We start from the raw sequence: 21,207 nt of genomic DNA on the forward strand, positions 1-21,207 counted from the left end.
GCGGTCATGGATCAGTTGGCGAAAGCGTTGGGGGCACGCATCCGGACGCAGAGAAAGGCCTGTCGGCTTTCTCAGGATGCACTCGCGCTGGCCTGCAGCATCGACCGCAGCTACATGGGGCGCATCGAGCGTGGTGAGGTGAGCATCACCGTCGAGAAGCTGTACCGCATCGCCAGCATGCTGAGCTGCAATCCAGCCTCCCTCCTGCCTCCAGTGTCGGAGTTACAGGGCTAGTCGATCCTGGAGCTCAGGAAAACCCACGGCAGGCCATCTTCGCGCTGCTCCTCTACCTTCCCGGCAAGCAGCACCTCATCGGCGGTCGGATAATGACGCAACAGGCGACGCGCCTCAGTGCGCACGGCCTCAGGCAGCGTCTTGTCGCGAGACAAATCGACCAGAAACTCTCGGGTTTGAATGATCGAGCGGGTGCGCTCGCTTGGCATCGTCATAGCGTTCTCCTCAAATTCCTGCACCAACAGGCCCGCCCAGCTCCCCCGCCGTCTTCAGCATCTTCAAAATCACCAACGCAAACGCCCGGCTCTTGGTCTCGTTATCCAGCACTTCAAGCGACAGTTTCTCGTGGTCGGTCATGGCGTCCAGCACGGTGTCGAGCACGCGCTTGGGGAACAAGCCGTGCATCACTTGTTCCACCGAGTGGTTGTTCACCTGGGCCATCACATCCTCCTGGCGGCTGATACGCTGGGCGATGCCGGTGAGGAATTGCAGCTGGTCGTCATCGCTCACCTCGGCACCGAAGATATCGTTCAGCGCCTCGATGATTTCCGACAGGCGCTTCTTCTCTGGGTCATGGGGCTTGCCGCTGCCGACCGCGCTGGCCGGGTCGAGGCTGTAGTCGCCATCTTCCTCGCTCAGGCGCAGTTGGTGCTCGGCGCGCTTGCTCAGGCGGTAGTGGCTCAGTTGTAACTCGCCCACATCCACGTCGTCTTGTTGCAGGCGGTCCACGCGCAGCAGCGGGTGCAGGTGCTTGGCGTACACACAGAGCTGCTCTAGCTCGCGGTCCTCATACGGTACGATCTGCGAGAGAAACTCGTACAGGCGCACAAAGCTCTGCAGGTTCTTGCGGAACAGGTCGAGCTGGTCAACCTGCTCACCGGCCTCTTTCAGCGCATGCTCGGCTTTTTTCAGGCCGGCGCTGTCACCATTGGCTTCGGCGGTGCGCTTGTAATCCAGCGCCTGCTGGCGCGACTCCAGCGAGAAGGCATAGCGCTTGGCAAAGCGCTCCTTGGCCGGTGTGCAGTAGTAGCTGAGCTTGCTGGCCGCCGCCTTGGGGTCGAAGAAGGCTATGGCGAACGCCTCAACCTCCTGCCAGTGATAAATCCCCTCAGCATCCAGCGTCTTCTGCAGGTCATAGATGATCTGCGGATCGGTCACATCGGTCAGCTCGGCCTTGGTGTAGTACGGCAAGAAGGCGTCGAGAATGTCCTGCGGCTCGTTGAAGAAGTCGAGGATGAAGGTTTCCTTGCTGTCACCGAAGGTGCGGTTCAACCGCGACAGGGTTTGCACGCAGTCCACGCCTTGCAGCTTCTTGTCTACGTACATGGCGCAGAGCTTGGGCTGATCGAAGCCGGTCTGGTACTTGTTGGCGGCGATCATCACGTTGAAGTCCTGGGTATCGAAGGCATCGGCCAGGTCGCGGCCATTCAGGCCGGCGTTGAGCAGGTTGCTGTTTTCCGTGACCTCTTCGGGGATCACTTCATCCGGCAACACGCTGCCGGAAAACGCCACCAGCGGGTGCACATCGCTGTAACCCATCTGCTGCACATAGGCCTTCACCGCCAACTGGTAGCGCACTGCCTCCTGACGGCTGCTGGTCACCACCATGGCCTTGGCCTGGCCATTGAGCAGGCCACGGATATTGGCGCGGAAGTGCTCGACGATCACCTCGACCTTCTGGCTGATGTTGTAGGGGTGCAAACGCACCCAGCGCGCCAGTTTGATGCGTGCTTTCTTGCTGTCCACCTCGTCGTCTTCGCCATCCGGGTGGGCGATCTTCCAGGCGGTGCTGTAGGTGGTGTAGTTGCGCAGCACGTCGAGGATAAAACCCTCTTCGATGGCCTGGCGCATGGAGTACAGGTGAAACGCCTCCGGCTTGTTGCTGGCACTGGCCGGTAGCGTCGGGTCGGCCGGACGACCGAACAGCTCCAGGGTTTTGGCCTTGGGCGTGGCGGTAAAGGCGTAGTAGCTGATGCGCTCATTCGGTTGGCGCGCCTGCACGGCGGCGTCGAGCAGCTCTTCGGCGCTGACTTCCTCGGCATCAAGTGCATCACTGCCGAGAATCTGTTTCAGCTTGCTGGCCGACGAGCCGGTTTGCGAGGAATGCGCCTCGTCGGCGATCACCGCATAGCGCCCGCTGGCCAGCTTCGGGTACTTGTCCAGGGCATCGAACAGCGCGGGGAAGGTCTGGATGGTGACGATGATAATGCGCGTCTGCTCAGACAGCGCCTCGGCCAATTGCTCGGACTTGCTCTGGCTGCTGGTTTCACGATTGATCTGCTTGACCACGCCCTGGGCATGCTCGAACTGGTAGATGGTGTCCTGCAGCTGCTTGTCCAACACGGTGCGATCGGTAATCACGATCACCGAGTTGAACAGCCGTTGGCCGGCCTCGTCGTACAGCGAGGCCAGTTGATGGGCGGTCCAGGCAATGGAGTTGGACTTGCCCGAGCCGGCGCTGTGCTGGATCAAGTAACGCTTGCCCGGCCCTTCGGCGCGGGTGGTGTTGATCAGCTGGTTGACCACTTCCCACTGGTGGTAACGCGGGAAGATCATCGTCTCCTTGGTCACCGGCGTGCCGTCGAAGCCTTCGCTGGTTTTCTTGTCCAGGTGCAAAAAGCGCCCCAGCACCTTGAGCCAGGCATCCGGCTGCATCAGGCGTTGCCACAGGTAGCTGGTGGCGTACTGGCTGTCGTCATCCGGCATCGGGTTGCCCGCGCCGCCTTCCGCGCTGCCAAGGTTAAACGGCAGGAAGAAGGTGTCTTTACCCGCCAGCTTGGTGGTCATCGCCACCTCGTTCTGGCCCACTGCAAAGTGCACCAACGCGCCGCGCTTAAAGGTCAGCAGCGGCTCGGGCTTGCGCGTCAGCGGGTCTTTTACCGGGCGGTCTTGACGGTACTGGCGCTTGGCGTTTTCCACCGACTGCTTGAACTCGCTTTTCAGCTCCAGCGTGGCGGTGGGGATGCCGTTGACGAACAGCACCAGATCCAGCCGTGGGTTGTAGCTCTGCCCGCCGCTAGCCGCATCACGTGCATGGGGCGAGTAAGACACTTCCGGCACCACGCGCAGGCGATTGCACTGGTAGCGTTTGAGGGTATCCGGGTTCATGCCGTGGTCTGGCTTGAAGCTGCAAAACTCCAGCCGCTGCCCCAAATGCTTGAAGCCATGGCGCAGCACATCCAGGGTGCCGCTCTGCTCCAGCTCGCGTACCAGTTTCTGCACCAGTACGTCGTCCGGGTTATTCGGGTTGGCCTTGGCGAACTTGTCCCAACGCTCCGGCCAGGCTTCCTTGAAGTAACCCAGCACATCCTCGGTATACAGCGCCGTACGGCGGTCGTAACCGCTAGCCGTGCCGACCAGCCAGCCTTGAGCGGCTAGGGCGTCGATGATGTCTTGTTGAAACTGAGCTTCCTTGCTGTCCGCCATTTATACGGCCTCTGCTACTTCTAATTCGGGGACTTGCGCGCTGGCGGGTGGCTGCCAGCCGCGCACGTCAATTTTGCCGGTGACGGCGGCGGAGATTAGGGCGGAGCGGCGTTCTTGGAGTAACTGTATCGACTCGAACGATTGCGAAAGCAATGCATCAAATCGAGCATTCGCCTCATCGACATATAGACAAATTGACTCTTGCTCGCCGTAAAAGGGGATCAAGACTGGAAGATTTTCAAAGCCCTGCTGATTTACATAAACCAGTGTTGCCGCAGTACCAATCAGCTCAAAATACTCTTTTGATAGCGAGACGATGTTTTTCAGGTATTCAGCCTTAATTTTTCTAGGCTCAAAGGCTTGAAGCTGTTGGTTGATAACAACATCGACAGCATTTATGGCAACTATGCCGAAGCGGCCGACGCAGCTTGCGATGACAGCACCTTTTTTGAGCACTTTAGAGCCTGCCTCATCAGCAGCAAGCTCTGTGACTTTAAGATTCGTAGCTGAGATATATCCGCCATTCATATCCTCCATCGTTACCCACGCGATACCTTCACTATCGTTGAGTTCGGGCTTGTTTCGCTGAGGCACAAATATGTCAGATACAAGCTTCGCCCGGCTTACCACCCAATGCACCGGCACCTCGCCGAGCCACTCCACGCCGGAGTCTTTCATCGGCACCGTGACGTCGAGGCCTTTGGTGACGGAGTGGGAGATCACAGCCTGGCGCTTTTCCTTGAGCAGCTCGATCAGACGCTGCTGCTCTTCGATCAGCGCGTCGATGCGGGCGGTTTCGTGGTCGAGGAAACCAACAATCATCCTCTGCTCATCAATGCCAGGCATGGGGACGATCGTATCAGCAAGGTATTCTTGCTCGACACTTTCAACCGTGGCACCTTGCTTTAACCATGCATGCAGTAGCTCATTGTTAAACCCTTGAACCCATCGAAAAAAGAAATCGAAGAGCGCTAACTTCGGATTAAACCTTAGAGCCTTCATGTCTTGATTCAGGGCTACTTCAACATTGTTGATTGCGACTGGAATTGTGTGTTTCAAGATGCCTGAACGCACAACAATGAGAATACCCCCAGGCGATACCAGTGAAGTGGTGCTGTTTTGCAAACCCTCGATAGTAATATTTTCTTCAGTGCCGACGATTACTTCGACCTTCATGTCTTTTGGAGACACCCATGGAATATCGCCATTCCAGTAGGCTAAATTTTCTCTACTTGGTGTGCCTCCGCCTGAAAATCGAGCAATGTATTTAAGCTTATGCAGAGCCCAATGCTCCGGGACATCCCCCAGCCACTCCACACCCGAATCTTTGTAAGCCGGATACGCTGGAAACGTACTCGGGCTTTCCCTGCCCTCACCCTGCGGGCCAACGGCTGCGCCATTGTTCAAATTTGCTCCCGACAAATTTGTCATGCCGACAATCCTTCGATCATCTGCTTGATACGGTCGGTGCAGGCTTTCAGGTCGCTATCAATAGCGGCCAGCGGGCGCGGCGGCTGGAACACGTAGAAGTGGCGGTTAAAGGGAATCTCGAAGCCGACAATGCCGACCTCGCCATCCTGCGCATCGGTCTTGCTCTCATCGATCCAGGCATCCGGTACGTGGGGGATTACTTCGCGCTGGAAGTAGTCGTACACCGATTCGCCCAGCGGCACGTTCTCGTTATCACGCAGACCAGCATCGGCTTCTGGCTGACCCTTGGTGGTGCAAATATCCGCCTCGGGGTCGCGCTCGCTCAGGGCGCTCATCAGGGCTTTTTGCTCCGGCGCGCTGAGGCTGACGCTGTGCGCGCTGAGGGCTTTTTTCAGCAGCTTGCTGAACTGCTCGCGGTTGCGCTGCAGCACGCTGGCGTCCATCGCTTGCAGGGCGGCCATAAGTTGCTGCTGGGCGGCGCTGTCGAGTTTCTGCAGGGCCTTTTCTTCCAGCACCTTAGCGATGCGCTCGGCGCTGGTTTGGAAGTTCAGGCGCAGCGGGCGTTCGACGGTGATACGGCGGTAGCCGAAGGCGTCGATGGGGAAGATTTTGCTCTGCGCGGTTTGCTCAAAGCTGCCATACAGGCGCACCAGCTCACTGATTTGATCCTCGGTGATGTACTGGCGCTTGCTGCCCAGCGACTTGCGCATTTTGGCGTAGTGCTGGCTGCCGTCGATCAACTGCACCTTGCCCTGGCGCGCGGCGGCCTTGTGGTTGGAAAGTATCCACACATAGGTGGCGATGCCGGTGTTGTAGAACATGTCGGTGGGCAACGCGACGATGGCTTCGACCAGATCGTTCTGCAGCAGGTAGCGGCGAATCTCCGACTCACCCGAACCCGCGCCGCCGGTAAACAGCGGCGAGCCATTGAGGATGATGCCGATGCGCGAGCCACCGTCGCGCGGGTCACGCATCTTGCTGACCAGGTGCAGGAGGAACAGCAGCGAACCGTCGGACACGCGCGGCAGGCCGGGCCCGAAGCGGCCGTCGAAGCCTTTGTGGCTGTGCTCGTCGGTGATCTGCTTCTGCACCTTCTTCCATTCCACGCCAAACGGCGGGTTGCTTAGCATAAAGTCGAAGCGCTTGTCGGCCAGTTGGTCGTTGGACAGGGTGTTGCCGAGCTTGATGCTGGCCACGTCCTGGCCCTTGATCAGCATGTCCGCCTTGCAGATGGCGTAGGACTCGGGGTTCAGCTCCTGGCCGTGCAGCGACACGCTGACCTTTTCGCTGATGGACTGGATGTACTCATCACCCTCAGACAGAAAGCCACCGGTGCCGGCGGTTGGGTCATAGATGGTGACGATGCTGTTGGGCGCGAGCTTGTGGTCCTGATCGGTGATCACCAGCGAGGTGGTGAGGTGCACGATGTCGCGCGGGGTGAAGTGCTCCCCGGCGGTTTCGTTGGAGCTTTCCGCGAACTTGCGGATCAGCTCTTCGAAGATGATGCCCATGCCGAAGTTGCTGATGAACTCGGGGCTCAGGTCCGTGGCGGCGAAGCGCTGCACCACTTGATACAGCAGGTTGGCGGTTTCCAGCTGCTGAACGAAATCTTCAAAGTGAAAGTGCTCGAAAATCTCGCGGGCATCCTTGCTGAACGCCTGCACATAGCTCATCAGGTCGGCGGCGGTCTGGGTGTCGGACAGGCTGCCGAGGTTCAGCTTTGATGCGTTGAAGAACTGCTGGTTGGCGGCGCGTAGCAGAATCATCTCGCGCACGGTATCGGGCCGGCCTTCCTGGGCGAAGGTCTGCTTGATCACTTCATCCTTGGTCGGCGCGAGCACGCACTCCATACGGCGTAAAAGGGTGAACGGCAGGATGATGCGGCCGTACTGGGACTGCTTGAAGTCACCGCGTAGCAGATCGGCAATCGACCACAGAAAGGCGGCCGTCTGGGAATGATTTTCCGTGTTCACGCGGGAGCTCCTTAAAATAAGCGCAAAACGGCGAGTCTAACCTAGACGTCCGTCATCACTTCACCTGCACCGCTAGAATTTTCTCTATAGCGTCGCGGAAGCCAGGCTTGTGGATGCCCTGAGAAGTAATGAGCCTCTTAATATAAGAGGAACTTTATTTGCTACCTAATAACAGGAAATCTGCGGGCGATACCTGGCAAGAAGCGATCACAGGAACACTTCTAAAAAGTTAAGTTTTGGAGCCTAAATTTGACCCAAAATTAGCAAAAGCTAACTAAAATCCATGGGCTGAGACAGGATTTCGAGGAAAAACATACTGGGGAGACTGGAGAGCCAGCGGCCATGAGGGCTCGACTGCAGATCGTAAAACGTGACTAAAAGCTAATAGGGCAGATCTTTAAATTGGGCCATGAATAACCTTGGTTCTAAGACAGAAAACTGAAAATGGCAGCGGTTTGTCGCGCAACAAACGCAGGGCATAGGTGACGACTTCTGCCAGGCTATACACCCGGTACCACACACCACCTGGCTTGTCGAAAACGCCGATAAAAGCTCCCGCGCGCGTGCGGCAAAGCTACCGGAATGCGCCGTGCAGGGCAAACGACGCTGGTCGGCGCCACTGGCACTTCGCCACGGTTATGGCATGCTAGCGGCCCTCGCGCGCGCCCGTATTGCATGAAGACATGGACACGCCCTGCTTTCATCCAGCCGTAATTGCAGGATCGTTATCAAGTGCCAAGCCACCCATCACCGCCGTTACCCCACGCACCAGACGAACCATTGACGCCTCCCCGGCGCAGTTCCATCAAGGGTGCTCTGGTCGCGCTGGTGCTGGGCATGCTGGCGTTGCTGCTGTGGCAACTGCAGCTGGAGTCGCAGCATTTACTCGACAACCAGCGCCAACTCAACCATGCATTCAACGTGCAACTGGCCAATAACATCAGCCTGAGCATGGAGCTGAAGGCTCAGGCCGGCATGGTGATGCTGCAACAAAACACCGCCGCGCCAGGCCCAGGCGAGATCGACGAGAACCTGCTGCGCAGCCTGCAAGGAGCCTTTAGCAGCCTGCACAGTCTGGCCTGGATCGGCCCGCGCGGCGATATCCAGACAGATACCCAAGCCCTGGCGGATGACCCGCAATACCTGGCTGGCCTGATCCAGCGCAGCAACGGCTCGGCTTATCACTATGCGTTCAACACCCGCGATGGCGGGCTGATCTACCTGCTGCTGCGTCAGAACGAGGGTGGCAGCCCGAGCGGTTACTGGGTCTTGCGTCTGACCGCCGAAGCATTGCGCAACTGGATGTATCAACACCACCAGAGCCCCTATCGCTGGCAACTGGAAGACCACCAGGCGCAACTTACGCTTGCCAGCCAGCAGGCCGACTCGGCCACCGACAACGCGAGCGTGGCGCCGATAAGCGCTGCCGATCGGCAACAGAGCATTCTCCTGGCGCCGCTCAACGGCAGCGACTGGCAACTGCGCGCCCTGTTCGACGAACGCAGTGCCCGCGCCCAATTGTTACCCGCGCTGACCAGCAAACTCCTGCTATTCACCCTCTGCGTCGTGCTAACTCTGCTCGCCCTGTACCGCCTGCTGCGCGAACAGCGCAGCCTGCATGAACTCAATACGGCCTCGCGCCGCTCGCTGCGCCAGGCGGCCAGTGCGCTGGGGGCTATCGAGGAACGCGTGCTGGTCACCGACAGCAATGGCCAGCTGAGTTACCTCAACTCCCAGGCCGAGGAATTGTTCGGTTTACGCAGCACCGACGCGCATAACTGGCACCTGCTGCAACTGCTGCCACGCCTCGATCCGCTGCGCCTGCACGACGGCGCCTTGCCTAACAACCCTGCCGCCGACTTGGTCGAGATCCAGCAGGATGGCATGCTCCGCCTGTTCGCGATAAGCCGCAGCGACCTCGCTGAGCCGGCCAAGCGCCTGGGCTTCGTCTGGGTGTTGCGCGACGTCACCGAGCAACAGCATGCCACCCGCGTGTTGCAGGAAACCCGCCGACGCTACCAGGATATCTTCGAAGGCACCGGCACCGCGCTCTGCGTCCTGGACCTGGCCGCGCTACCGGAGTACCTGCAACAGCAACAGATACATGACGGTGCGAGTCTGAGGCGCTGGCTGCTCGCCCACCCGCAGCGGCATGCCGAGCTGCTGCACCTGCTGCGTTTCACCGAGGCCAACCAGGTCGCCCTGCGCCTGCTCGGCGTCGACTCCGTCGAACACGCCTGGCAGCACCTGATCGACAGCGGCCCGCTGCGCCCCGAGGGCTTCCGCGTGCAACTGCTCACGGCCCTGCTCGAGGGTGCCGGCCAGCTCGAACTGGAATGCCAGATCAGCACCCCGCAAGGCCACGAGCGTCACCTGTGGCTGCTGCTGCGCCTGCCGGAAAGCGCGCAAGAACTGAATGCAGTAACCCTGAGCATCAGCGACATTACCAGTCGCAAACGCATCGAGCTGTCGCTGATCGAGCGCGAACGTTTCTGGGCGGATGTGGTGCGCGCGGTACCGGACACCCTCTACGTGCACGACCTGCTGAGCAAAAGCGTGCTGTTCAGCAACCACCACCTGGGCCTGCAACTGGGCTACAGCACGTTTGAGCTGAAAGCCCTGGGCGAGCACTTCTTGGAGCACATCCTGCACCCGGACGACAGCGACTATTACTGGCGCATCCGCAACCTGCAGCAGGTAATCGGCGACGGTGTGCTGCTCGAATCCCAGCTGCGCTGGCGCCATCGCAACGGCACCTGGCGCTGGTTCAGCATCCGCGAGCAGGCCCTGGCCCGCGATGCCAGCGGCCGTGTCAGCCGCCTGATCGGGGTGGCCAAAGACGTCACCGAGCAGATCGAAAGCAGCGAATCGCTGCGCAACAGCGAGCAGCGTTACCGGCTGCTGGCCGAGAGCACCAGCGATGTGATTTTTTCCACCGACAGCAACCTGCACCTCAACTACGTCAGCCCCTCGGTGGAACCGGTGCTCGGCCATCCACCAGAATGGATTCTGGCCAACAGCTTCGACAGCCTGGCTGCCAACCCCCAGCAATTGGCCGGCCTGTCGATATTGCTCGAGCGGATACACGGAGCGCTCGGTAGCCCCCTGCGCATGATCGCGTTACGCGAGCAGTTCCAGCCGCAACTGTTCGTCTTCGACTGCCTGCGCGCCGATGGACGGAAAATTCCGGTCGAGTTGCGCCTGGTGCCGATGTGGGATGAGAACAGTCATTTCGAAGGCCTGCTCGGTGTGGGCCGCGACATCAGCCAGCAGCGCCGTGCGGAAAAAGAGCTGCGCATGGCCGCCACGGTATTCGAACATTCCACCGCGGCGATCCTGGTCACCGACCCGGCCGGCTACATCGTCCAGGTCAACAAGGCCTTCAGTCGAGTCAGCGGTTATTCCTCGGCCCAGGTTCTCGACCAGTTGCCGGGCATGCTCACTGCCGACCGCCAACAGGCCAGTCACCTGAATTATGTTCTCAACCAACTCCATCAGCGCGGTAGCTGGGAAGGTGAAATCTGGCTCAAGCGTCGCGACGGCGAGAGTTTCCCGGCCTGGGTTGGGATCACCGCCGTACACGACGAAGAGGGCGACCTGGTCAGTTACGTGTGCTTCTTCAGCGACATCAGCGAGCGCAAGGCCAGCGAACAGCGCATCCATCGCCTGGCCTACTACGACGCCCTGACCCTGCTGCCCAACCGCACGCTGTTCCAGGATCGCCTGCACACCGCCCTGCAACACGGCGAACGGCATCAGGAATGGGTGGTACTGATGTTCCTCGACCTCGACCGTTTCAAGCCGATCAACGATTCCCTCGGCCACGCCGCCGGCGACCGCATGCTCAAGGACGTCGCCGTGCGCCTGGAGGCCTGCGTAGACAGCGACGACACCGTGGCACGCATGGGCGGCGACGAATTCACCCTGCTGCTGCAGTCGTGCGCCACTCGCGAAGGTGCACTGAACCGGGCGATTCATGTTGCCGAGCAGATTCTTGCCAGCCTGGCTCAGCCGTTCGTGCTTGAAGGCCGCGAATTCTTCGTCACCGCCAGCATTGGCATCGCCCTCAGCCCACAGGACGGCAACGAGCTCAGCCAGCTGATGAAGAACGCCGACACGGCGATGTACCACGCCAAGGAACACGGCAAAAACAACTTCCAGTTCTATCAAGCGGAAATGAACGCCAGCGCCCTGGAACGCCTGGAGCTGGAGAGTGACCTGCGTCATGCCCTCGAACAGCAGGAATTCATTCTTTACTACCAACCGCAGTTCTCCGGCAACGGCCAACGCCTGACCGGCGTCGAAGCCCTGTTGCGCTGGCAGCATCCAGTGCGCGGCCTGGTGCCGCCGGATGACTTTATCCCGGTGTTGGAAGAGCTTGGTCTGGTGGTGCAAGTCGGCGACTGGGTCCTGGCCGAGTCCTGCCGCCAACTGAAGAGCTGGCACGCAGCAAAGATCCGGGTGCCGAAGATCTCGGTCAACCTGTCGGCCCGGCAGTTCAGCGAGGGCGCACTGGCTCAGCGCATCGCCACGATACTCGAAGACAGCGGCGTCGCCCCGGCTTGCGTGGAGCTGGAACTGACCGAAAGCATCCTGATGCAGGACGTGGCGAGCGCCCTGCGCACCCTCAACGACCTGAAAAGACTTGGCCTGTGCATCGCCATCGACGACTTCGGCACCGGCTACTCGTCGCTCAACTACCTCAAGCAGTTTCCCATCGACGTGTTGAAGATCGACCGCAGCTTCGTCGACGGCCTGCCGCATGGCGAACAGGACGCGCAAATTGCCCGCGCCATCATTGCCATGGCCCACAGCCTGAACCTTTCAGTAATCGCCGAAGGCGTGGAGACCCAGGCGCAACTGGACTTCCTGCGCATCCACGATTGCGATGAAGTACAAGGCTACCTGCTCGGCCGACCCATGCCCGCCCACCAGTTCGCCGCCCAGTTCAGCGGTGCCGCGCTGTTTATGCTCGGCTAGCAAATGAGGTAATGGGGGAACCGGACCCTGACGGCGCGACGCTCGGTGCGTAGGGCCTCGGAGCGCAGCGACAACCCGCCAGTTTTGTGCCGTGCCGGTGAACCACGGTGCACTGCCTACACCCTACGGATCGCGGATTGCTCCAGATCGGGCGCTCGGAGGTAGGGCGGCAAGCCCGCCGGATGGCGCTGGCACTTATCTGGGCGACGAGACGACCCGCCGAGGTTTGCTCGGGATAAGCGGGTCGACCGCTAACCCACGCGGCCCGACCCAACCTACCAGCTTGGGCAGCCCGCAAAATGAACCCTACTTGTCTGCCACATGACGGCGCTGCATACCCCTGCTTAACCGAGATGGGGTAGAATTTGCCCCCTCTTTCTACCGCCCAGCCGATTTTCTCAGAGGATTTGCCATGTTCAGCCGTGATTTGAATCTTGCTCGTTTTGACGCCGAACTGTTTGCCACGATGGAGCAAGAAGCCCAGCGCCAGGAAGAACATATCGAGCTGATCGCCTCGGAAAACTACTGCAGCCCAGCGGTGATGGAAGCCCAGGGTTCGGTGCTGACCAACAAGTACGCCGAAGGCTACCCGGGCAAGCGTTACTACGGTGGCTGCGAATACGTCGATGTGGTCGAGCAGCTGGCCATCGACCGGGCCAAGCAGCTGTTCGGCGCCGATTACGCCAACGTCCAGCCGCACTCCGGCAGCCAGGCCAACGCCGCCGTGTACATGGCCCTGCTCAACCCGGGCGACACCGTACTGGGCATGAGCCTGGCGCATGGCGGCCACCTGACCCACGGCGCCAGCGTCAGCTTCTCCGGCAAGATCTATCATGCCGTGCAGTACGGCATCGACAACGTTTCCGGCCTGATCGACTACGACGAAGTCGAGCGCCTGGCCGTCGAGCACCAGCCGAAGATGATCATCGCCGGCTTCTCCGCCTACTCCCAGGTCCTGGATTTCCCACGTTTCCGCGCCATCGCCGACAAGGTCGGGGCCTACCTGTTCGTCGACATGGCTCACGTCGCCGGTCTGGTTGCCGCTGGTGTGTACCCGAATCCGCTGCCGTTCGCCGACGTGGTCACCACCACCACCCACAAGACCCTGCGCGGCCCGCGCGGCGGCCTAATCCTGGCCCGCGCCAACGAAGCGCTGGAGAAGAAATTCAACTCAGCCGTGTTCCCAGGCGGCCAGGGCGGCCCGCTGGAGCACGTGATCGCGGCCAAGGCAGTGTGTTTCAAGGAGGCCCTGCAACCCGAGTTCAAGGCCTACCAGCAGCAAGTGGTGAAGAACGCCCAGACCATGGCCAGCGTGTTTATCGACAACGGCTATGACGTGGTCTCCGGCGGCACCGAGAACCACCTGTTCCTGCTTAGCCTGATCAAGCAGGACATCACCGGTAAAGACGCCGACGCCGCCCTGGGTCGCGCCTTCATCACGGTGAACAAGAACAGCGTGCCCAACGACCCGCGCTCGCCCTTCGTCACCTCGGGCCTGCGCATCGGCACCCCGGCCGTGACCACCCGCGGTTTCAAGGAAGACGAGTGCCGCCAACTGGCCGGCTGGATCTGCGAGATCCTTGCCAACCTGGGCGACGACTCGGTCGAAGCGCGCATCCGCGAGCAAGTCAAAGCGCTCTGCGCCAGGTTCCCGGTCTACGGCAACTAAGCTCAAGCGCAGCACTAAAAAGCCCGCCACTTGGCGGGCTTTTTAGTGGCTTGGCAACAAGCGCCGGATGGCTGCCGACTGACAATTACTCAGACCACCCGACCAGGCATTGGGCCTTGTGTCCCCCAAGTGCGCCGCATAAAGCCAAGCCCGCCGCACCGGCCTTGGCTATAGTGGACAAAACCGTGCAGGAGTTTATTTGTATGAGCGACACGAGCAACGAGCGTAGACGCTTTCAGCGCATCGCCTTCGACGCCCCCACCGAGATCATTCAGGGGGAGCGCCGCTGGGTTGTCGAACTGCATGACGTATCGCTCAAGGGGCTGCTGATCAAACGTCCGCAGCAGTGGAATGGCGATCCCAATCACCCCTTCAACGCCAGTATCCAGCTCGCCGAGGACGCCCGCGTGGAGATGGAAGTGGTCCTGACCCGCACCCATGGCGAGCTGCTCGGCTTCATCTGCCGGCATATCGACCTCGATTCGATCAGCCACCTGCGGCGCCTGGTGGAGCTCAACCTCGGTGATGAAACCCTGCTGGAGCGCGAACTGGCGGCGCTGGGCGAAAGGGACTGAGGGGGTAAGCCAGCACGTATCCCGGATAACCCGCGAAACGCGGAACAATCCGGGAAACAATCCCGGACTGCACCGGCGCCGGCGCTATGAATCCAGACGGGCGACAACACTGGCGATACTCGGCCATCATCGTCGGGACGCCGGACCGCAGCAGCGGGCTCCTACGCACGGTTTTAGTCGAACAACGCATCAAGCGCCTGTTCCAGACGGGTTACCGCGATAACCTGCAACCCTGCCGGCGCCTCCTTGGGGGCATTGCCCTTGGGCACGATGGCGCGTTTGAAGCCGTGTTTGGCGGCTTCCTTCAGGCGCTCCTGACCGCTCGGTACCGGGCGCACCTCGCCGGACAGGCCAACCTCGCCGAACACCAGCAAATCATGGGCCAGCGGCTTGTTGCGCAGGCTGGAGATCACCGCCGCCATCAGCGCCAGGTCGGACGCTGTTTCCAGCACCTTGACCCCGCCGACCACATTGAGGAACACGTCCTGGTCATGGGTGGGGATGCCACCGTGGCGGTGCAGCACGGCCAGTAGCATGGCCAGACGGTTCTGATCCAGGCCCAGGGTGACGCGCCGCGGGTTGGCCATATGGCTGATGTCGACCAGCGCCTGCACCTCCACCAGCATCGGCCGGGTGCCTTCCCAGGTGGCCATCACCACGCTGCCCGGCACTTCTTCCTGGGCGCGGGTAAGGAAGATCGCCGACGGGTTGGTGACTTCCTTGAGCCCCTTGTCGGTCATGCCGAACACACCCAGCTCGTTGATCGCACCGAAGCGGTTCTTCACCGCCCGCAGCAGGCGCAGGCGGCCATCGGACTCGCCCTCGAAATACAGCACGGTATCGACCATGTGTTCGAGCACTCGCGGACCAGCCAGCGAGCCATCCTTGGTCACGTGACCGACCAGGAAGATCGCCGTGCCGCTCTGCTTGGCGTATCGCACCAGCAAGGCCGCACTCTCGCGCACCTGGGACACGCCGCCGGGGGCCGACTGCAATTGCTCGGTGAAGATGGTCTGGATCGAGTCGATCACCATGACCTTGGGCTTTTCCAGCCGCGCGGTGGCGATGATGCTTTCGATGCAGGTTTCGGTCATCACCTTAAGTTTGTCTTGCGGCAGGCCCAGGCGGCGGGCGCGCATGGCTACCTGCTGCTGGGATTCCTCACCAGTGACATAGAGCGCGGGAAAGCGCGTGGCGATATTGCACAGGGTCTGCAACAGGATGGTCGACTTGCCGATCCCTGGATCACCGCCGATCAGCACCACCGAGCCGTCTACCAGGCCGCCACCGAGCACCCGATCCAGTTCGCCTGATGCGGTGGAAAAACGCGGCATTTCCTCGACACTGACTTCTGCCAGGGTTTTCAGCTGCGTCTGCTGCCCCGTCCAGCCGCTGCGTCCGCTGGGCGCAACCGCATGGGCTTCGATCATGGTTTCGGTCAGGGTGTTCCAAGTGCTGCATTCGCCGCATTGCCCGGCCCACTTGGGAAAGGTGGCGCCACACTCGGTGCAGCCGTACATGCGCTTGGCCTTGGCCATGGAGCGGACTCCCTCAAACGAAAGCCCGCATCATAGCCTTTACCAGCAGTCAATCGGGAAGCCGGATCAGCCCTTGCAGCAACCGCAGCACTGAGCGGCAGGGGGAGCGAGGCGCTTGGCCACCTGATCTTTGAGGTCAACACGTTCGCGCTTCAACACGGCCAAGGCATCATCGGCCAGCAGCTCGATACCCTCTTCGACGCGGCAAATACGCTTATCCAGCGTCTCGTATTCATCGGCCAGACGTGAGAAGTCCGGGTCGGCCTGACGCAAATCGTGCAACTCGGCACGTAGTTCGGGGAAATCATGAATCAAGGGGTGATGTTCGATATGCATGCTGATACTCCAAGGAAAGACTGGATTCAGCATATGCCCCTGCTCCGGCTCGCCCCTTGACCCGGATCAACCCGCCGCACCGTTGCGCAGCAAGGTTTCGATTTCGTCCTTGAGGACAACCCTCTGCATTTTCAGGCCCTGTAGCTGCAACTCGTCCATTGCCACCCGGCCACCTAGCACCTCATAGATACGTTTATCCAGCTGCTCGTACTCCTCGGCCATACGGGCGAAATGACCGTCAACCTGCAACAAGGCGCGCATTTGCGGTTCAAACTGTGGAAACTCGCGGCTGAGTGGATGATATTGCAATGGCATGGCGGCACCCTCCGAATGTATGTATCAGACTAGTTCAGCCCGATGCCTCACACCGATATCCTAGACCACTGGCGAACTTGCAGAACACGCGCGGCATTTATTGCTTAGCTTGGTTGGCGTGCCCCACACGAGATAATGCCCATGAACACGCCTTCAAACTGTTCCGCCTGCCGAGACGGGGAAAAGCTGGAGTTCCCCATTACCATGGCCTTCCAGCCGATTCTCGACCTGGCCAAACAAGAAATATTTGCCCACGAGGCCCTGGTGCGCGGCGTCACGGGGGAGTCGGCCGGCAGCCTGCTAGCCCGGGTCAATACCGACAACCGCTATGCCTTCGACCAAAGCTGCCGGATCAAGGCGGTGGAATGGGCGGCTAAGTTGAGAGTGCCGGCCATGGTTTCGATCAATTTCATGCCGAACGCCGTGTACCGCGCGGAAACCTGTATCCGCGCCACCCTGGAAGCGGCTCGGCGCTGCAATTTTCCGCTCGAGCGGATCATCTTCGAGGTCACCGAGCAGGAGCAGGTGCTGGATATCGCTCACCTCACCAATATCCTCAGGGCCTACCGCAAGCAGGGCTTCATGACTGCCATCGACGACTTCGGTGCGGGCTATGCCGGCCTCAACCTGCTGGCCGACTTCCAGCCCGACCTGATCAAATTGGACATGGCGCTGATCCGCAACATCGACCAGGACAGCGTGCGGCAGATCCTGGTCGAGGCAACCCTGCAGATGTGCCGCAAGCTGAATATCCGCGTGATCGCCGAAGGCATTGAAAGCACTGGCGAACTCGATGCGCTGCGCGACATGGGGGTGGAACTGTTTCAGGGTTACCTGTTCGCCAAGCCGGGTTTCGAGACCCTGCCCGACGTACGCTTTCCCTACTGAGTTTTTCACCAACGCTGAGCGCTCGTCTGGCAAGTGCGGCGCACTGCATTACACTCTGCACATCAACTAAATCAGGGGGTGACACATGAGTATCGTCAGCGAATTCAAGGCCTTCGCCGTCAAGGGCAATGTGGTCGACATGGCCGTGGGCATCATCATCGGCGTGGCCTTCGGCAAGATTGTCTCGTCCTTCGTCGGCGATGTGGTCATGCCGCCTATCGGCCTTCTGATCGGCGGCATCGATTTCTCCGACCTGGCGATTACCCTCAAGGCTGCCGAGGGCGACCTGCCGGCAGTGATCCTCAGCTACGGCAAGTTTATCCAGACCCTGCTGGATTTTGTGATCGTAGCCCTCGCCATTTTCATGGCCGTTAAGGTGATCAATCGACTCAAGCGCGAGGAAGCCGTAGCCCCGAGCCTACCGCCGGCGCCAAGCCCGGAAGAAACCCTGCTGACCGAGATTCGCGACCTGCTCAAGACCCAGCAAAGCAAGGAATAGGGTGGATCGGCGGATTTGAAGCAACCCGCAATCCGTAGGCCGTCACTCGCCGCAGGCAGTGCCGCATTGGTTGCGGATGGCGGGTTGGCGCTGCACTCCTGATCGGTCGGCGTCCCGCGCCGCCTCATCCTCACCAGTAATTCTCGACCGCCACCTGGCCCGGCCGACGGTTCAGGCTCAACTGCAAGTCGCGCTGTTTCAGGAGCTTGCGCGTGTCGTCGATCATTTGCGGATTGCCACAGAGCATCAATCGCGAGTGCGCGGGGCTCAGGGCCAGGTCGGCGGCGTGCTCCAGGGCGCCGTCGGTCAGTAGCGTGGTGATGCGCCCAGGCAGACAGCCTGACGCCTGTTCGCGGGTCACCAACGGCAGGTAGGTCAGCTTGTCGCCGTACTCGGCAAGGTGTTCCAGCTCCTTGAGTCCGTGAATCAACGGTTGATAGGCCAGTTCGCTGACGGTGCGCGCACTGTAGACCAGGACGATGCGCTCGAACCGCTGCCAGACCTCGAAGTCCTGGAGAATCGACAGAAAGGGCGCCAGGCCGGTGCCGCTGGCCAGCAGCCAAAGATCGCGGCCATCGATAAAACGGTCGAGGGTCAGAAAACCGAAAGCCTGCTTGTCCACCAGCAAGCTGTCGCCAGCCTTGAGGCGACTCAACTCGGAGGTGAATTCGCCGCCGGGCACGACGATGGAGAAGAATTCGAGAAAATCGTCATGCGGCGCCGAAACCATCGAATAGGCACGCCAGACGATAGTGCCGTCGGCCTTCTGCACGCCAAGCCGGGCGAACTGTCCGGCGCGGAAACGGAACCCGGAATCGCGCGAACAACGCAGGCTGAACAGACTCGGCGACCACACATGCACGTCACTCAATATCTGCCGGGTGAACTTGTCTTCACTGGCGGTCATACTTCACTCCCTTTCGCGCTCGGGTTACACCCACAGTGTCCTGCAAAGCGCCGCCCACAAACACCAGCAGTCCATATGCCTATATTCGTTACGCCCTTTGCCCAGCTCGACCTGATCCGCCAGCCCGAACAGCAGGCCGAACCCCTGCAGGCCTTCGATGCCGCCGACGAGTACCTGCTCAACCACCTGCATGAGCAGGGCTTGCCCGCGGATGCGCGCGTGCTGCTGTTCAACGACAGCTTCGGCGCCCTGGCGGCCAATTTGGCCGGCCAGGCCCAGGTCACCAGCAGCGGTGACTCGCACCTGGGCTACCTGGGTCTGCAGGCCAACCTGGCGCGCAATCACTTGCCGGCAGACGCGGTCAGCTTCGTGCCAGCCAACGCAACGGCGCAGGGTCCGTTCGACCGGGTCGTGATCCGCATCCCCAAGACCCTGGCGCTGCTGGAAGAACAACTGATCCGCCTGCACGGCCAACTGGCGCCCGGCGCCCTGGTGATCGCCGCCGCCATGGTCAAACACCTGCCGCGCGCGGCGGGCGATCTGCTGGAGCGTTATATCGGCCCGGTACAGGCCTCGCTGGCGGTGAAGAAAGCACGCCTGTTATTGGCCACACCGACCGACAAACCGGCTCCGGCGTCGCCTTATCCGAGCCGCTATCGCCTGGACAAGCCGGCCATCGAACTGCTCAACCACGCCAATGTGTTTTGCCGCGAAGACCTCGATATCGGCACCCGCGCCTTCCTGCCCCATTTGCCCAAACACCTCAGTCGCATGCGCGTAGCGGATCTCGGCTGTGGCAATGGTGTGCTGGGCATCGCCTATGCGCTGGGCAGTCCGCAAGCGGAACTGTGCCTGGTCGACGAGTCCTATATGGCGGTGCAATCGGCGCGGGAGAACTGGCGCGCGGCCCTGGGCGAACGTCCGGTGGAGGTTCGCGCCGGCGACGGCCTGGCCGAGCAGACGGCGGACTCGCTGGACCTGGTGCTGTGCAACCCGCCGTTCCACCAGCAACAGGTGGTTGGCGACTTCCTCGCCTGGCGCATGTTCCAGCAAGCCCGCGCCGCGCTGGTCACAGGCGGCGAGCTATGGATAGTCGGCAACCGTCACCTGGGCTACCACGCCAAGCTCAAGCGCCTGTTCCGCGGCGTCGAGCAGGTGGCGGCGACGCCGAAGTTCGTGGTGCTGAAAGCGATCAAATGACCGCAACGTAGATACCGTCTTGCCCGCTGAGGGGCAAGACGGTATCTACGAGAACCTCGCACATCGGCTGCGATCAGGGCGTACCCATCCCCGCTGCGCTCATAAACAGGCGCAACAACCCGGCCACCAGTCCCAGGGCCAGCACGCTGGCGACCCAGATCGCCAGCAGCCAGCCGAGGCGCTGCCAGAGCGGTTTCTTCTCCTGCGTATTCGGCATCGCGGGCTCCTCAGTGATAGCCGTCTTCCTCGGTCACCTTGCCGCGGAACACGTAGTAGCTCCAGGCGGTGTACATCAGGATAAAGGGGATGATGAACAGCGCGCCGACCAGGATGAAGCCCTGGCTCTGTGGCGGCGCGGCGGCCTGCCAGATGCTGATCGACGGCGGGATGATGTTCGGCCACAGGCTGATGCCCAGGCCGCTGTAGCCAAGGAAGATCAACGCCAGGGTCAGCAGGAACGGCGAATAGTGGGCGTTGTTAGCCACCGCACGCAGCAGCGCCCAGGTGCACAGCAGCACCAGCAAGGGCACCGGGATGAACCAGAACAGATTCGGCAGGCTGAACCAGCGCGCGGCGATCTCGGCGTGCGCCAGCGGCGTCCACAGGCTGACCATGCCGGTCACCGCCAGCACCACGAACACCAGCGGCCGCGCCAGGTCGTGCATCTGCTGCTGCAAGCGGCCTTCGGTTTTCATGATCAACCAGGTGCAGCCGAGCAAGGCGTAGGCGGCGATCAGCGCCAGCCCGCAGAACAGCGAGAACGGCGTCAGCCAATCGAGCGACCCGCCGACATAGACCCTGTCCACCACCTCGAAGCCGTCGATATAAGCGCCCAGGGCCACGCCCTGGAAGAAGGTCGCGGTCAGCGAGCCACCGATGAAGGCCTTGTCCCACAGATGGCGCTTGTGCGCCTTGGCCTTGAAGCGAAACTCGAAGGCCACGCCGCGAAAAATCAGCCCCAGCAACATGAAGATCAGTGGCAGGTAGAGCGCGCTCAAGACCACCGCATAGGCCAGCGGGAAGGCGCCGAACAGCGCCGCACCGCCGAGCACCAGCCAGGTTTCGTTGCCGTCCCAGACCGGCGCCACGGTGTTCATCATCACATCGCGCTCGCCTTCGCTTTTGACGAAGGGAAAGAGGATGCCTAGGCCTAAGTCGAAACCGTCCATGACCACATACATCATCACGCCGAAGGCGATGATCACAGCCCAGATCAGCGAAAGATCGATGCCCATA

General features: G+C 60.9%; 17 protein-coding genes. 7 read left to right on the forward strand and 10 right to left on the reverse strand.

Annotated elements, in window-relative coordinates; translation table 11 throughout:
* The first annotated feature begins 6 nt into the window (after positions 1-6).
* Positions 7-234: a helix-turn-helix domain-containing protein gene (locus VCJ09_RS20260; protein ID WP_324731844.1), complete on the forward strand. Its 228-nt coding sequence runs from the start codon at positions 7-9 to the stop codon at positions 232-234.
* On the opposite strand, the gene VCJ09_RS20265 is transcribed toward VCJ09_RS20260, so the two are convergent.
* From VCJ09_RS20265 to VCJ09_RS20280, 4 genes are read right to left on the reverse strand one after another with little or no spacing between them, the layout of a single operon-like run.
* Positions 231-449, reverse strand: coding sequence for a BPSL0761 family protein (locus VCJ09_RS20265; RefSeq protein ID WP_324731845.1), 219 nt, complete (start codon positions 447-449; stop codon positions 231-233). The two genes, VCJ09_RS20260 and VCJ09_RS20265, sit on opposite strands and share 4 nt — an antisense overlap.
* 10 nt (positions 450-459) lie before the next feature.
* Positions 460-3,660, reverse strand: coding sequence for a type I restriction endonuclease subunit R (locus VCJ09_RS20270; protein ID WP_324731846.1), 3,201 nt, complete (start codon positions 3,658-3,660; stop codon positions 460-462).
* Positions 3,661-5,091 carry a restriction endonuclease subunit S gene (locus VCJ09_RS20275; RefSeq protein WP_324731847.1) on the reverse strand — a complete coding sequence of 477 codons (1,431 nt, stop codon included), beginning with the start codon at positions 5,089-5,091 and terminating at the stop codon, positions 3,661-3,663.
* Positions 5,088-7,064 carry a type I restriction-modification system subunit M gene (locus tag VCJ09_RS20280; RefSeq protein ID WP_324731848.1) on the reverse strand — a complete coding sequence of 659 codons (1,977 nt, stop codon included), beginning with the start codon at positions 7,062-7,064 and terminating at the stop codon, positions 5,088-5,090. Before VCJ09_RS20280 ends, VCJ09_RS20275 begins: the two co-directional genes overlap by 4 nt.
* 837 nt (positions 7,065-7,901) lie before the next feature.
* Between VCJ09_RS20280 and VCJ09_RS20285 the strand changes: the two genes are divergently transcribed.
* The 3 genes from VCJ09_RS20285 to VCJ09_RS20295 all read left to right on the forward strand — a co-directional run bounded on the left by VCJ09_RS20285 (position 7,902) and on the right by VCJ09_RS20295 (position 14,288).
* Positions 7,902-12,044, forward strand: coding sequence for a sensor domain-containing protein (locus VCJ09_RS20285; protein WP_324734700.1), 4,143 nt, complete (start codon positions 7,902-7,904; stop codon positions 12,042-12,044).
* 412 nt (positions 12,045-12,456) lie between these two features.
* On the forward strand, positions 12,457-13,713 hold the full coding sequence (glyA, locus tag VCJ09_RS20290; protein ID WP_324731849.1) for a serine hydroxymethyltransferase: 1,257 nt from the start codon (positions 12,457-12,459) through the stop codon (positions 13,711-13,713).
* A gap of 203 nt (positions 13,714-13,916) precedes the next feature.
* A complete protein-coding gene (locus VCJ09_RS20295; protein ID WP_324731850.1) occupies positions 13,917-14,288 on the forward strand; it encodes a PilZ domain-containing protein in 372 nt (123 codons plus the stop codon).
* Positions 14,289-14,461: 173 nt separating this feature from the next.
* Here the strand turns inward: VCJ09_RS20295 and radA are convergent, their stop codons facing one another.
* The 3 genes from radA to VCJ09_RS20310 all read right to left on the reverse strand — a co-directional run bounded on the left by radA (position 14,462) and on the right by VCJ09_RS20310 (position 16,477).
* Entirely contained in the window at positions 14,462-15,826 is a 1,365-nt protein-coding gene (gene radA / locus VCJ09_RS20300; protein WP_324731851.1) for a DNA repair protein RadA, read from the reverse strand.
* 66 nt (positions 15,827-15,892) lie between these two features.
* Positions 15,893-16,162 carry a YdcH family protein gene (locus tag VCJ09_RS20305; protein WP_324731852.1) on the reverse strand — a complete coding sequence of 90 codons (270 nt, stop codon included), beginning with the start codon at positions 16,160-16,162 and terminating at the stop codon, positions 15,893-15,895.
* A gap of 66 nt (positions 16,163-16,228) precedes the next feature.
* A complete protein-coding gene (locus VCJ09_RS20310; protein WP_324731853.1) occupies positions 16,229-16,477 on the reverse strand; it encodes a YdcH family protein in 249 nt (82 codons plus the stop codon).
* Between the two features lie 141 nt (positions 16,478-16,618).
* Here VCJ09_RS20310 and VCJ09_RS20315 point away from each other — a divergent pair, with 141 nt between their 5' ends.
* Together VCJ09_RS20315 and mscL are read left to right on the forward strand one after the other, a co-directional pair.
* The gene (locus VCJ09_RS20315; protein ID WP_324731854.1) at positions 16,619-17,365 is read left to right on the forward strand and encodes an EAL domain-containing protein; all 747 of its coding nucleotides are present in this window, start codon (positions 16,619-16,621) and stop codon (positions 17,363-17,365) included.
* An 85-nt stretch (positions 17,366-17,450) separates the two neighbouring features.
* Positions 17,451-17,864: a large-conductance mechanosensitive channel protein MscL gene (gene mscL, locus VCJ09_RS20320; protein WP_324731855.1), complete on the forward strand. Its 414-nt coding sequence runs from the start codon at positions 17,451-17,453 to the stop codon at positions 17,862-17,864.
* Positions 17,865-17,994: 130 nt separating this feature from the next.
* On the opposite strand, the gene VCJ09_RS20325 is transcribed toward mscL, so the two are convergent.
* Positions 17,995-18,771: a ferredoxin--NADP reductase gene (locus VCJ09_RS20325; RefSeq protein ID WP_324731856.1), complete on the reverse strand. Its 777-nt coding sequence runs from the start codon at positions 18,769-18,771 to the stop codon at positions 17,995-17,997.
* Between the two features lie 75 nt (positions 18,772-18,846).
* On the opposite strand from VCJ09_RS20325, the gene VCJ09_RS20330 reads away from it, so the two are divergent.
* Entirely contained in the window at positions 18,847-19,971 is a 1,125-nt protein-coding gene (locus VCJ09_RS20330) for a class I SAM-dependent methyltransferase (RefSeq protein WP_324731857.1), read from the forward strand.
* Positions 19,972-20,044: 73 nt separating this feature from the next.
* On the opposite strand, the gene VCJ09_RS20335 is transcribed toward VCJ09_RS20330, so the two are convergent.
* Positions 20,045-20,188, reverse strand: coding sequence for a DUF2474 domain-containing protein (locus VCJ09_RS20335; protein ID WP_324731858.1), 144 nt, complete (start codon positions 20,186-20,188; stop codon positions 20,045-20,047).
* Positions 20,189-20,198: 10 nt separating this feature from the next.
* On the reverse strand, positions 20,199-21,206 hold the full coding sequence (cydB, locus tag VCJ09_RS20340; protein WP_324731859.1) for a cytochrome d ubiquinol oxidase subunit II: 1,008 nt from the start codon (positions 21,204-21,206) through the stop codon (positions 20,199-20,201).
* Between the last annotated feature and the right edge of the window lies 1 nt (position 21,207).

Source organism: Pseudomonas paeninsulae (assembly GCF_035621475.1).
In the GTDB taxonomy this organism is placed as follows: domain Bacteria; phylum Pseudomonadota; class Gammaproteobacteria; order Pseudomonadales; family Pseudomonadaceae; genus Aquipseudomonas; species Aquipseudomonas paeninsulae.